Consider the following 12,446-nt stretch of genomic DNA (forward strand, 5'->3'; position numbering starts at 1 on the left):
AAACAACCTGTCTCATCCTAAATTCTTTGTATCTTTTAAAAAAAAATGAGAATACTACTTACCGGAACTAATGGGTATATAGGAATGCGACTATTACCTTTATTATTAGATCTTGGGCATGACGTACTATGTTGTGTAAGAGACAAAAACAGATTGCCTGTAGATGAAGAAATCAGAAACAAAATTACCATAGTAGAAATTGATTTTCTAAAGGAACCTGATCTCACTATTTTACCTGTAAACATTGATGTTGCATATTATCTTATCCACTCCATGAGTTCTTCTACTACCGATTTTGACAAAAAAGAAGAGGTATCTGCTCTTAATTTTATTAAATATATAGAAAAGACTACCATTCAACAGGTAATTTACCTAAGTGGCATTGTAAATGAAAAAAACTTATCTAAACATCTATGGTCTCGTAAAAATGTAGAAAATATATTATACAGGGGCAAATATAACCTTACCGTTTTAAGATCAGGTATCATAGTGGGGTCCGGAAGCTCATCTTTTGAAATTATACGTGATTTATGTGAAAAACTTCCTGTAATGATTACCCCAAAATGGGTTAATACCAAAACGCAACCAATTGCCATTAGGGATGTTTTAATTTTTATGACAGGTGTTTTAGGAAACAAAAAATGTTACAATCAATCTTTTGACGTAAGCGGACCTGATATCCTTAGTTATAAAGAGATGCTTTATCTATATGCTGAAGTAAGGAGGCTCAAATTATTCATATTTACTATACCGGTTATGACCCCAAAATTATCTTCTTACTGGCTTTATTTTGTGACATCTACCTCTTATAAACTGGCATTAAATCTAGTAGACAGTATGAGAATACCTGTTATAGCCAAAGACAAACATCTTCAGGAAATATTAGATATTACACCTATGAATTACGCCAAAGCTTTAGAATTGGCATTTATAAAAATAGAACAAAATCAGGTTGTTTCTAGTTGGAAAGACTCTGCTATTAGCGGCCGTTTTGAAAATAGCATTCAAAAATATGTATCTGTTCCAAAAAGAGGGTGTTTTAAAGATTACAAAAAAACTAAAATAACAAACATCGAAAAAGCTGTAGAAAAAATTTGGGCTATAGGAGGTGAAAATGGATGGTATTATGGAAATTGGGTATGGAAAATAAGGGGTTATATCGATAAGTTTTTTGGAGGGGTTGGACTACGAAGGGGAAGAACGCATCTGGATAAAATATCTTCTGGGGATGCTCTGGACTTTTGGAGGGTTCTTGTTGCTGATAAAAACAATAAACGTTTATTACTTTTTGCCGAAATGAAAATCCCGGGAGAAGCTTGGTTAGAGTTTAATATTGATAAAGATAATATCCTGCATCAAACTGCCACCTTCAGACCTAAAGGGGTTTGGGGAAGATTGTATTGGTATTCTATGATTCCTTTTCATTTCTTCATTTTTTCGGGTATGATAAAAAAAATAGCTGCTCTAAGTTAATTATACTAGGATAAAACGCTTAGTTTTATCGATAAATTGCATTTTTTTTCTTATTTTTTATATATTTAGTAAAAAACTGTATGAAGTTATTTTTACTATTTATTCTGCTATCTATATTATTATCTTGTGATTCTAAACCTGTAAAAGATATTGAATTACATAAATTGGTAATGCTTTTAACAGGTGAATTTTCTAACGAAGAACAAGCAGAAAACGATATTAGCTTTACTCATTTAAATTTAAGAAATATAAGGATTTGGGAAAACAAACCCGAATATTGGTTGTATTCAGAAATTTCTGACGCAAAAAACAGCAGTCTGATATATAGTCAACGAATTATAAATTACAAAAGAGCAGATGCATCAACTTTTGTAAGTACAAGTTATACGATTCTTAATGCTGAAAATTATAAAGGTGCTCAAGCAAAACCTGAACTTTTTAATAAACTAACCCAAGACAGTATCAGGGTAAAAGATGGTTGCCAAATGTACTTTAAGAAAAAAACTTCTACGATATATTCTGGAAAAATAAAAAAGAAATCCTGCCTTAGCAATGTTGATTACATTAATTATATTACCAGTTCTTTTGTAATTAGTAAAAACAAAATCTCTATTTGGACAAAAGGATACGATAGTAAAGGAAAACAAGTTTGGGGAGTAATAAAGGGCCCTTACACATATAAAAGGTTAAAAGAATAAAGGGTTTGCTTATTCTTTTAAACATCCTGAAAAATCAAAGTATATTATCTGCAAGATTTACTTAATAAAATCTGCCAAAGATTTATTTTCTAAAACTTTTAATGTGCTATCCCTTACTTCAATCATAACGCTATGTACTGCACATTTATCTTCGTCTGGGCAATCATCGCATTTTTCATAAAAATTAAGGCTAACACACGGAACCATTGCAATTGGACCTTCTAAAACCCTTATTATAGAAGCCATTGTAATATCCTTTGGATCTCTAATAAGATAATACCCCCCTCCTTTTCCTTTTTTTGATCCTAAAAATCCTGTTTTTCTTAAGGTTAATAAGATACTTTCCAAAAACTTTTGAGAGATATTTTCACTAATTGCAATTTCTGATATTAAAACAGGAAGGTTACATTTTTTTCTTGCAATATATGTAAGCGCCTTTAGACCGTATTTAGTTTTTTTAGAAAGCATATTTTAATTAGTTTCAGAATACAACTCATAATTATAGTACAGGTATATTTAAAAACCTAACTTTATGAGTATAAGTTATAAACGTACAGGAAGAAAAACTTCTGCCATCATACAACGAGCACTACCTCCTCCTAATTTTTCAATAGTAGTTAAATCACTATAAAGAATAGCACAATGCTTTTCTATCTTGGTTATTTGGTCCTTAGCCAGGCTATTGAACGCTGCTGTCGACATTACAAGATAACGTTTATCTCCTAAACCTACAACTTGAAGTACATTACCTGCAAAGTTATTTACCTGATTTTCTGTTATTGCAATAATTTCTTTACCGTCTAGTTTTAAATGATTAATAAGGTTTTTACGTTCTTTTTTATCATCTATACAATCCAAACATACTACTGCAAATGTTTCTCCAACTCCCATCATAACATTTGTATGATATATTGGCAACCTATTAGAGTTTACTGTTTGATATGCTGTAAAAATAACAGGGGTATACTCAAAATCTTCACAAAACTCTATTACCAAATCTTCATTTGCTCTAGGAGATAGTGCACAATAAGCTTTTCTGTTTACCCTGTCCAATACAAGGCTTCCTGTACCTTCCAGAAACAAACCTTCTTCTTCGGCACTTGTATAATCGATAATATTTTTTATTTCAAAACCAAATTCTTCAATTCGATCTAAAACTTCTGGTTTACGTTCTTTCCTTCTGTTTTTTGCAAACATTGGATATAATCCTACATTACCATTTTGATGAAAAGAAACCCAATTATTTGGAAAAACAGAGTCTGGAGTATCACTAGCATCGTCATCATTAATAACGATAACTTGCACTCCTGTTTCTCTTAGTTTTTTCACAAATTGGTCAAACTCTGATTGTGCTTTTAGATTAGCTTCTTTATATATTATCCCTGTATCTTCTTGATAATAGTTATTTACGGCTGTTTGCTCGTTCATCCTGAACTGTACAGGACGAATCATAACTATTGTGTTTGTAACTTGTTTTTCCAATATAAATTAATGTATCATTTTTTGTATAATGGTGCCTGTTGTTGCTTTTAAAACTTCAAAAGCTGCTTCTGCCATTCTGTTTCCTTTATCATCAAGAGTAGGATTAACTTCTACCACTTCAAAACATACGGTTTTCTTAGTATTTACAAATGCCTGAATTATACAAATAACTTCGTCAATATCAAATCCTCTAGATACGGGGGTACCGGTTCCTTTAGATATTAAATCACAATCCAGGCTATCCACATCAAAAGATATATACAGAACATCACAGGGTTCCAATCTCTGAACGGCCTCTTCTAAGCACTTTTTATAACCGCGATAGCGTATTTCTTCTACTGTATAGTTTTTAATTTTATTTTGTTCTATAACTTTTTCTTCAGGTTCTTCTGTATCTCTTACCCCAAAATATACTATATGTTCATGTTTAATTTTCTGCCCATGGATTCCAATGTTTTTCATTTTGTCCCACAAAACAACGGTTTCTTCTGAAACTTCATTTATTTTACAATCCAAATTATCATCAGAAAGCGCTGCTGCCAATGGCATACCATGTATGTTTCCTGAAGGTGATGTATAAGGGGAATGTACATCTGCGTGTGCGTCTATCCATATCACTCCTAATGTTTTGTCGGGGTTTGCTGTTTTTATCCCGCTAATAGTTCCTAATGCAGAAGAATGATCTCCAGATAGCACAATTGGATACTCTTTATTTTGCAGGCTTTTTGCTACACTATTACTTAATCTGGTACACACATTAATTACGCTTACTATGCGTTTAGCAAAAGAATTATTTACTTTATCATAGATCGTTTCATTTTCTGTTTCTACATTTTCATACTTATACAGATTAAAATAATCATCTTTATTATTAATAGCTGCTATTTCTATTGCATCAATTCCCAGATCAGAACCCCTGGTTCCTGCTCCGATATCAGACCTATTTTTAATTAATTTAATTTCTTTCATGACTCATTTTATTGTTTTTAATTATCACTTAGAGTGCAATAAACAAAACAAACAATCTTTGATTCTATATCTAAGCTTTTAAACCAAACTGTGTTTCTTATCAATTCTAAAAACACCTTCATATAAAATAAAAAACAAAAGCTTTACAAATTCATAAAATAATGTAAAGCTTTATATTTCAAAATATGTCTTTTTACCTCTCTTCTACCTTTACAAAAGGCCTGTAGTTTTTTCCGGTGTATATTTGTCTGGGTCTGCCAATAGGTTCTTTGCGAAGTCTCATTTCTCTCCATTGTGCTATCCATCCTGGCAATCTGCCTAAAGCAAACATTACAGTAAACATTTCTGTAGGTATCCCTAAGGCTCTATAAATTATTCCTGAGTAGAAATCTACATTAGGGTATAATTTTCTTTCCACAAAATACTCATCTTCCAGAGCTACTAATGCTAATCCTTTGGCTATATCCAAAACAGGGTCTTCGATACCTAAACTTCCTAAAACTTCTTCAGCAGATTTCTTTATAATCTTAGCTCTTGGATCAAAATTTTTATACACTCGATGCCCAAATCCCATTAACCGGAATGGATCATTTTTATCTTTTGCTTTATTAATATACTTTGCTGTATCTCCTCCGTCTGCTTTAATTGCTTCCAGCATTTCAATAACTGCCTGATTTGCACCTCCATGAAGGGGGCCCCATAATGCAGATATCCCAGCTGATAAGGACGCAAATAATCCTGCATGAGAAGAACCTACTATCCTAACTGTAGAAGTAGAGCAATTTTGTTCATGATCTGCATGAAGGATTAATAGTTTATCTAATGCATCATTTACAATTTGATTAGGTTCGTATGCTTTATTAGGTCTTGAAAACATCATTTTATGTAAGTTTTCAACATATCCCAATGAATCGTCTCCATAATCTAAAGGAAGACTTTTTCTCTTTCGCATTGTCCATGCGGCAAGCACTGGGAATTTTGCCATTATTTTTACAATTGCATTGTACATAGCCTCGTTTGATGCTACATCTACAGAACCAGGATTAAAAGCAATTAATGCACTTGTTAATGATGATAATACTCCCATTGGATGGGCACTCTTAGGAAAGCCATCCAGAATTTTCTTCATGTCTTCATCTACATGGGATTCTTCTTTTATGTCTTTATCAAACTTATCTAACTGTGCTTTGGTAGGAAGTTCTCCAAATATTAACAGATATGCAACTTCTAAAAAATCTGCCTTTTCTGCTAATTCTTCTATAGAATATCCTCGATATCTTAAGATTCCTTTTTCTCCATCAAGAAAAGTGATACCACTCTCACAGCTTCCTGTATTTTTATATCCGGGATCCAAGGTAGTAACCCCTCCGGTTACTTCTCTAAGTGTTTTGATATCAATTCCTAATTCATTCTCTGTTCCTTCTATAATTGGGAACTCATATCTATTACCGTCGATTTCTAACGTAGCTTTTTTTGACATGTGATTATTTTAGAATTTTTCTATTATTGTAGGATCGCTAAATTACAAAATATAGTGTTAATATATTATTAATCGTATCATCATTTTTAACCTTACAAAATATTTTTAAACATAAAAAAGAGGCAATCTTTAAAGATTGTCTCTTTTTTATCAAAACTGCTTTTATTTTATTTTAAACGCATCCTTTTTAGGATAGTAGGCTACAGTACCTAATTCTTCTTCGATACGAAGTAGTTGATTGTACTTTGCCATTCTATCACTACGAGAAGCTGATCCTGTTTTAATTTGTCCTGTATTAAGGGCAACTGCAAGATCTGCAATAGTATTATCTTCTGTCTCTCCTGATCTATGAGACATTACAGAGGTATACCCTGCATTATGTGCCATATTTACTGCCGCTATAGTTTCTGTAAGAGTTCCTATCTGATTTACTTTAATTAGTATTGAATTTGCAATACCGTTTTTGATTCCTTTTGAAAGTCGCTCTACATTAGTTACAAACAAATCGTCTCCTACCAATTGAACTTTATCCCCTATTTTGTCTGTAAGATATTTCCATCCTTCCCAATCATTTTCATCCATACCATCTTCTATTGATATAATAGGGTACTTTGAGGCTAGCTCTGCCAGATAATCTGCTTGTTCTTCACTACTACGCACAACCCCTTTATCTCCTTCAAATTTAGTGTAGTCATATTTACCATCAACATAAAATTCGGCCGCTGCACAATCTAATGCCACCATTATTTCGTCTCCAAACTTATATCCTGCTTTTTCTACAGCTAATGCTATTGAATCCAAAGCATCTTCGGTACCATTTAATGTTGGAGCAAAACCACCTTCATCTCCTACTGCTGTACTTAATCCACGATCATGCAATACTTTTTTAAGGTTATGAAAAATCTCGGTTCCCATTTGCATTGCATGAGTAAAGTTATTTGCTTTTACCGGCATTATCATAAATTCCTGAAATGCAATTGGTGCATCACTATGTGAACCTCCATTTATAATATTCATCATTGGCACTGGTAATGTATTAGCACTCACTCCTCCTACATAACGATATAATGGCATATTAAGCTCGTTTGCGGCTGCTTTTGCAGCTGCTAATGAAACTCCTAATATTGCATTAGCACCTAGTTTTGATTTATTTGGAGTACCATCCAATTCAATCATTGTTTGGTCTAATAAATTTTGTTCAAATACAGAATACCCTAATAACTCTTCAGCAATTATCGTATTTACATTTTCTACAGCTTTAAGAACTCCTTTGCCCATGTATGCAGACCCCCCGTCTCTTAATTCTACCGCTTCATGTTCTCCTGTAGAAGCTCCTGAAGGAACAGCGGCTCTACCTAAAATACCATTTTCGGTAATTACATCTACCTCTACTGTTGGGTTACCTCTTGAATCTAAGATTTGTCTAGCGTGAATATTAATAATTACACTCATGTTTTCAATTTATTTGTTGGATAATTTTAATTCGATGCAATATACAAAACCAGTAAATTTTTATAACTGCAAAAAACCTTAATTTATATTCCTAATTACAATATAGCTATGAAGTTATCAACTATAACGTTATAGATTAATCATTATCAAAACCAACTGGTTTTTAACCAAATACCCTTTATTTTATATTGTAATTTCTGATTTTTTAATATTTTCAATAAATTCATCAAATAAATACACTGAGTCATTTGGACCAGGACTGGCTTCTGGATGATATTGTACAGAAAAACAGTTTTTATTTTTCATTCTAATACCCGCTACTGTATTATCATTAAGGTGGATATGTGTTATTTCAATATCCTGATGTTCTTCGGCTTCTTCTCTACTTATAGCAAATCCATGATTTTGAGATGTTATCTCTCCCTTCCCTGTAATCAAATTTTTGACAGGATGGTTTATTCCTCTATGTCCGTTATGCATTTTATAAGTACTAATCCCATTTGCCAATGCGATTACCTGATGCCCTAAACAAATCCCAAAAAGAGGTCTGTTATTTTTTATAATCTCTTTGGCAGTAGCAATTGCCTGAAATAATGGTTCCGGATCCCCGGGACCATTCGACAAAAAGAACCCATCCGGATTCCAATCATCCATTTCTTCGAATGAGGCATCAAAAGGGAATACTTTTATATACGCATCTCTTTTTGCCAAATTCCTAAGTATATTTCTTTTAATTCCTAAATCCAATGCAGATATTTTATATGTAGCATTAGGGTCTCCAAAAAAATATGGTTTTACTGTTGACACTTTAGACGCTAATTCTAATCCGTTCATATCCGGAACATCTTGTAGTTGCTTTTTTAAAGCGTCTATATTATCTACTTCTGTAGAAATAACAGCGTTCATTGCTCCATTATCTCTTATATAACTAACTAATGCACGGGTGTCTACATCTGAAATTGCAAGAAGACCATGTTTTTCCAAAAAATCCTGTAACGAACTGTCCGCAAGATCTCTAGAAAATTCATAGCTAAAATTTTTAACAATTAAACCTGAAATCTTAATCGAATCAGATTCTATTTCTTCTTCATTAGTACCATAATTACCAATATGCGCATTAGTAGTTACCATTAATTGTCCATAATAAGAAGGATCTGTAAAAATTTCCTGATAACCTGTCATACCTGTGTTAAAACACACTTCACCAAAGGCGTTACCTTCTTTTCCTACTGCTTTACCATGAAAAATGGTTCCATCTGCTAATAAGAGTATTGCTTTTTTTCGAGATTGATATTTCAAAACCTAAATCTTAATTAAATTATTATAAATGTATTGCGAAATTGTGCGAAAAAGGATAAATCAAAACAGTTTCCTTGAAACATTTGTAACTATCCTCTTATAATGTCTTCCATTTTAGATACATCTGTTTAAAATCTTCTACCTTATTCCACGAAAGTTTATTTTTCTTGGCAAAACTTTCTATTTCTTTTTTATGATTGGAGAGCAACTCAAGAATATATTTTTTATTTAATTTAAACCTCTCTATATCTTCTCCTCTTTTAATATAATACCACGAATTGACAACAAATTCATCCCCATTAGGTTTTATCATTAATGGGTCTGGGTCATTTTTCTTTACATCTGATCTATATACTTTGAAAATCTTATAATCATCTTCCTCTACGATCAATTCGCAAATTTTATAATCTCGAAAAGGATCAAAATAAACACGCTTAAACTTCCTGTCATTAATCAACACATAATCAAGTACCTGCGTATCAAATGCAAAAACAGAATCCTTGGAAGTTCTTGATTCAAACCTGTTTTCTTTTACGTTTACATTAATATTGTTAATATTATATGCTTTTTCCTTATTAACATAAATTACACCTTTATTCTCCCATGTATCAAATATATGATAGGATCCAAGAATTTTACGTGGAGGAATCCTAACAAAAGTAGCAATACTTTGCTGTTTTCCAATACTCATAGATTCTATAGATTTTGCCAATTGGTTAACATTATTATCAAGACCAACCCCTCCTTGTCCAAATGAAAACTGAATTAGCCCTATTATGACTAATCCCATGGTAATTAATTTTGAGTTCATAATTTTAGTTATTTATTTTTAATACATTACAAAAATACTACTAGAAACAAAAAAAGGATAAACGATGAACGTTTATCCTTTTTTATATTATGTACGATTCGCATCTTTCATTTATTCTTCTTCAGAAGTAGAAGTTTCAGTTACGGGAGCTACGGGAGCAGCACCTGTTTTATTTCCGCCTCTTCTTCTTGATTTTTTCTTAGCAGGTTTACCAGCATTGTACAACTCGTTATAATCTACTAATTCAATCATTGCCATATCTGCATTATCCCCAAGACGATTACCTAGTTTGATAATTCTTGTATATCCTCCTGGTCTGTCTCCTACTTTAGGGGCAACATCTCTAAACAACTCAGTAACTGCATATTTATTACGCAATCTACTAAATACAATACGACGATTATGCGTTGTGTCTTCTTTAGATTTTGTTACCAATGGCTCTACAAATTGCTTAAGCGCTTTAGCTTTTGCTACTGTAGTATTTATTCTTTTGTGTTCAATTAAGGAACAAGCCATATTGGCAAGCATAGCTTTACGATGTGCTGTTTTTCTTCCTAAATGATTTACTTTTTTTCCGTGTCTCATGACATTTAATTTTAATCATCATCTTGCTACAACCCTCTCTGGGGAGCAAAATATGACAGATTAGTCTTTATCTAATTTATATTTGGAAAGATCCATACCAAAGTTAAGTCCTTTAACATTCACCAATTCTTCAAGTTCAGTTAAAGACTTTTTACCAAAGTTACGAAACTTCATTAAGTCATTTTTATTATAAGATACCAAGTCACCTAAAGTGTCTACTTCTGCTGCTTTTAAACAGTTAAGTGCGCGTACAGAAAGATCCATATCGATCAATTTAGTTTTTAGCAACTGTCTCATGTGAAGTGATTCTTCATCATAAGTTTCTGTCTGTGCAATCTCATCAGCTTCTAATGTTATACGTTCATCAGAGAACAACATGAAATGATGGATTAATATTTTAGCAGCTTCAGTTAATGCATCTTTAGGGTGTATAGACCCGTCTGTTACAATTTCGAAAATTAATTTTTCGTAATCTGTTTTTTGCTCTACACGATAATTCTCTATACTATACTTAACATTTTTGATTGGCGTATAGATTGAATCTGTAAAAATGGTTCCAATAGGAGCGTTAGCCTTCTTATTTTCTTCAGCAGGTACATAACCTCTACCTTTTTCAATGGTAATTTCAAGGTTAAGTGCTACTTTTTTATCCATATTACAGATAACCAAATCCGGGTTCAAAACTTGAAATCCAGAAATAAATTTCTGAAAATCACCAGCAGTTAGCTGTTCCTGACCAGAAATTGATATAGTTACAGATTCATTATCTATATCTTCTATCTGACGCTTAAAACGTGCTTGTTTAAGATTTAAAATAATCTCTGTAACATCTTCTACAACTCCAGAGATAGTTGAGAACTCATGATCTACACCTTCTATCCTAAGAGAAGTTATAGCGAATCCTTCTAAAGAAGACAGCAAAACTCTTCGCAAAGCGTTACCAACTGTTAATCCATACCCTGGTTCTAATGGTCTAAATTCAAATTTACCATCGAACTCAGTAGAGTCGATCATGATAACTTTATCGGGCTTCTGAAAATTTAATATTGCCATGTTATTGTTTCTTCTTAGAGTTATTACTTAGAGTATAATTCGACGATGAATTGTTCGTTAATATTTTCCGGAATTTGAATTCTTGCCGGAACTGATACAAAAGTTCCTTGTTTTGTATCATTATTAAACGTAATCCACTCATATACTTTACTATTATTAGCAAGTGAATTTTGGATTACTTCTAACGATTTAGATTTTTCTCTCACTCCAACAACATCTCCAGATTTTAGTTGATAAGAAGGGATATTAACTTGTTGCCCGTTTACAGTAATATGTCTGTGAGAAACTAATTGTCTTGCTCCACTACGAGAATTTGACAACCCCATTCTAAATACTACATTATCTAAACGAGATTCACATAACTGAAGCAAAACCTCACCTGTAATACCTTGAGAACGAGTAGCTTTTTCAAACATATTACGGAATTGACGTTCAAGAACACCATAAGTATATTTTGCTTTCTGCTTTTCCATTAATTGGATTGCATATTCACTTTTTTTACCTCTTCTTCTGTTGTTTCCATGTTGCCCAGGAGGATAATTTCTTTTTTCGAAAGATTTGTCATCTCCGAAAATTGCTTCGCCAAATTTACGGGCGATTTTAGTTTTTGGACCAGTATATCTTGCCATTATTAATAATTTAGTTATAAAGGATAATTATGAATTAAGGTCTCTTTCCTTCGATAATTAATACTCCTCTTTTAGATTTACTTATTTAATTATATAAAAAGAACCCGAACAAAGTTCGGGGTAGTAATTATACTCTACGTCTTTTAGGAGGACGACATCCATTATGAGGCATTGGTGTTACATCAATGATTTCTGAAACTTCTATACCTGCATTATGAAGAGAACGTATTGCTGATTCTCTACCATTTCCCGGGCCCTTCACGTATACTTTTACTTTTTTAAGCCCTGCTTCTAAAGCTACTTTTGAAGCATCTTCTGCGGCTAATTGAGCAGCGTACGGAGTATTCTTTTTAGAACCTCTGAAACCCATTTTACCAGCAGAAGACCAGGAAATTACATCTCCTTTTTTATTTGTTAACGAAATAATAATGTTGTTAAAAGAAGCAGTTACATGTGCTTCTCCTACAGATTCAACAATTACTTTACGTTTTTTTGAAGTTGACTTTGCCATACTA

At 32.5% G+C, this 12,446-nt stretch carries 13 protein-coding genes; 2 read left to right on the top strand and 11 right to left on the bottom strand.

The window, feature by feature from the left end:
* The first annotated feature begins 45 nt into the window (after positions 1 to 45).
* Complete coding sequence (locus ACZIYX_RS15375) at positions 46 to 1,473, top strand: SDR family oxidoreductase (RefSeq protein ID WP_462683144.1); 1,428 nt, start codon at positions 46 to 48, stop codon at positions 1,471 to 1,473.
* Positions 1,474 to 1,553: 80 nt separating this feature from the next.
* A complete protein-coding gene (locus ACZIYX_RS15380; protein ID WP_462683145.1) occupies positions 1,554 to 2,171 on the top strand; it encodes a chromophore lyase CpcT/CpeT in 618 nt (205 codons plus the stop codon).
* 57 nt (positions 2,172 to 2,228) lie between these two features.
* Here the strand turns inward: ACZIYX_RS15380 and ACZIYX_RS15385 are convergent, their stop codons facing one another.
* From ACZIYX_RS15385 to rpsK, 11 genes are all read right to left on the bottom strand, one after another.
* Positions 2,229 to 2,639, bottom strand: a complete 411-nt coding sequence (locus tag ACZIYX_RS15385) for an RrF2 family transcriptional regulator (RefSeq protein WP_462683146.1) — start codon at positions 2,637 to 2,639, stop codon at positions 2,229 to 2,231.
* 75 nt (positions 2,640 to 2,714) lie between these two features.
* Positions 2,715 to 3,623: a citrulline utilization hydrolase CtlX gene (ctlX, locus tag ACZIYX_RS15390; RefSeq protein ID WP_462683147.1), complete on the bottom strand. Its 909-nt coding sequence runs from the start codon at positions 3,621 to 3,623 to the stop codon at positions 2,715 to 2,717.
* Positions 3,624 to 3,659: 36 nt separating this feature from the next.
* Positions 3,660 to 4,622: an arginase gene (locus ACZIYX_RS15395; RefSeq protein WP_462683148.1), complete on the bottom strand. Its 963-nt coding sequence runs from the start codon at positions 4,620 to 4,622 to the stop codon at positions 3,660 to 3,662.
* Positions 4,623 to 4,815: 193 nt separating this feature from the next.
* The gene (locus ACZIYX_RS15400) at positions 4,816 to 6,102 is read right to left on the bottom strand and encodes a citrate synthase (protein ID WP_462683149.1); all 1,287 of its coding nucleotides are present in this window, start codon (positions 6,100 to 6,102) and stop codon (positions 4,816 to 4,818) included.
* A gap of 162 nt (positions 6,103 to 6,264) precedes the next feature.
* Positions 6,265 to 7,554 (bottom strand): phosphopyruvate hydratase, encoded by a 1,290-nt coding sequence (gene eno / locus ACZIYX_RS15405; protein WP_462683150.1) that lies wholly within the window; start codon positions 7,552 to 7,554, stop codon positions 6,265 to 6,267.
* Between the two features lie 183 nt (positions 7,555 to 7,737).
* Positions 7,738 to 8,853 carry a glutamine-hydrolyzing carbamoyl-phosphate synthase small subunit gene (carA, locus tag ACZIYX_RS15410; RefSeq protein ID WP_462683151.1) on the bottom strand — a complete coding sequence of 372 codons (1,116 nt, stop codon included), beginning with the start codon at positions 8,851 to 8,853 and terminating at the stop codon, positions 7,738 to 7,740.
* 97 nt (positions 8,854 to 8,950) lie between these two features.
* A complete protein-coding gene (locus ACZIYX_RS15415; protein WP_462683152.1) occupies positions 8,951 to 9,664 on the bottom strand; it encodes a hypothetical protein in 714 nt (237 codons plus the stop codon).
* A gap of 111 nt (positions 9,665 to 9,775) precedes the next feature.
* Positions 9,776 to 10,249, bottom strand: a complete 474-nt coding sequence (gene rplQ / locus ACZIYX_RS15420; RefSeq protein ID WP_462683153.1) for a 50S ribosomal protein L17 — start codon at positions 10,247 to 10,249, stop codon at positions 9,776 to 9,778.
* Positions 10,250 to 10,309: 60 nt separating this feature from the next.
* Positions 10,310 to 11,302 carry a DNA-directed RNA polymerase subunit alpha gene (locus ACZIYX_RS15425; RefSeq protein ID WP_462683154.1) on the bottom strand — a complete coding sequence of 331 codons (993 nt, stop codon included), beginning with the start codon at positions 11,300 to 11,302 and terminating at the stop codon, positions 10,310 to 10,312.
* Positions 11,303 to 11,325: 23 nt separating this feature from the next.
* Entirely contained in the window at positions 11,326 to 11,931 is a 606-nt protein-coding gene (gene rpsD / locus ACZIYX_RS15430) for a 30S ribosomal protein S4 (RefSeq protein WP_462683155.1), read from the bottom strand.
* Between the two features lie 127 nt (positions 11,932 to 12,058).
* Positions 12,059 to 12,442 (bottom strand): 30S ribosomal protein S11, encoded by a 384-nt coding sequence (gene rpsK, locus ACZIYX_RS15435; protein WP_027411960.1) that lies wholly within the window; start codon positions 12,440 to 12,442, stop codon positions 12,059 to 12,061.
* Positions 12,443 to 12,446: the final 4 nt, after the last annotated feature.

The organism is Aquimarina sp., from assembly GCF_977115655.1.

Excerpts from the sequence above, each read along its gene's own strand:
- ACZIYX_RS15415 (WP_462683152.1), bottom strand. The coding sequence starts at position 9,664 with ATGAACTCAAAATTAATTACCATGGGATTAGTCATAATAGGGCTAATT.
- ACZIYX_RS15385 (WP_462683146.1), bottom strand. The coding sequence starts at position 2,639 with ATGCTTTCTAAAAAAACTAAATACGGTCTAAAGGCGCTTACATATATT.
- ACZIYX_RS15380 (WP_462683145.1), top strand. The coding sequence starts at position 1,554 with ATGAAGTTATTTTTACTATTTATTCTGCTATCTATATTATTATCTTGT.
- rplQ (WP_462683153.1), bottom strand. The coding sequence starts at position 10,249 with ATGAGACACGGAAAAAAAGTAAATCATTTAGGAAGAAAAACAGCACAT.
- rpsK (WP_027411960.1), bottom strand. The coding sequence starts at position 12,442 with ATGGCAAAGTCAACTTCAAAAAAACGTAAAGTAATTGTTGAATCTGTA.
- ACZIYX_RS15400 (WP_462683149.1), bottom strand. The coding sequence starts at position 6,102 with ATGTCAAAAAAAGCTACGTTAGAAATCGACGGTAATAGATATGAGTTC.
- ACZIYX_RS15425 (WP_462683154.1), bottom strand. The coding sequence starts at position 11,302 with ATGGCAATATTAAATTTTCAGAAGCCCGATAAAGTTATCATGATCGAC.
- eno (WP_462683150.1), bottom strand. The coding sequence starts at position 7,554 with ATGAGTGTAATTATTAATATTCACGCTAGACAAATCTTAGATTCAAGA.
- ACZIYX_RS15395 (WP_462683148.1), bottom strand. The coding sequence starts at position 4,622 with ATGAAAGAAATTAAATTAATTAAAAATAGGTCTGATATCGGAGCAGGA.
- ACZIYX_RS15375 (WP_462683144.1), top strand. The coding sequence starts at position 46 with ATGAGAATACTACTTACCGGAACTAATGGGTATATAGGAATGCGACTA.
- rpsD (WP_462683155.1), bottom strand. The coding sequence starts at position 11,931 with ATGGCAAGATATACTGGTCCAAAAACTAAAATCGCCCGTAAATTTGGC.
- ctlX (WP_462683147.1), bottom strand. The coding sequence starts at position 3,623 with ATGATTCGTCCTGTACAGTTCAGGATGAACGAGCAAACAGCCGTAAAT.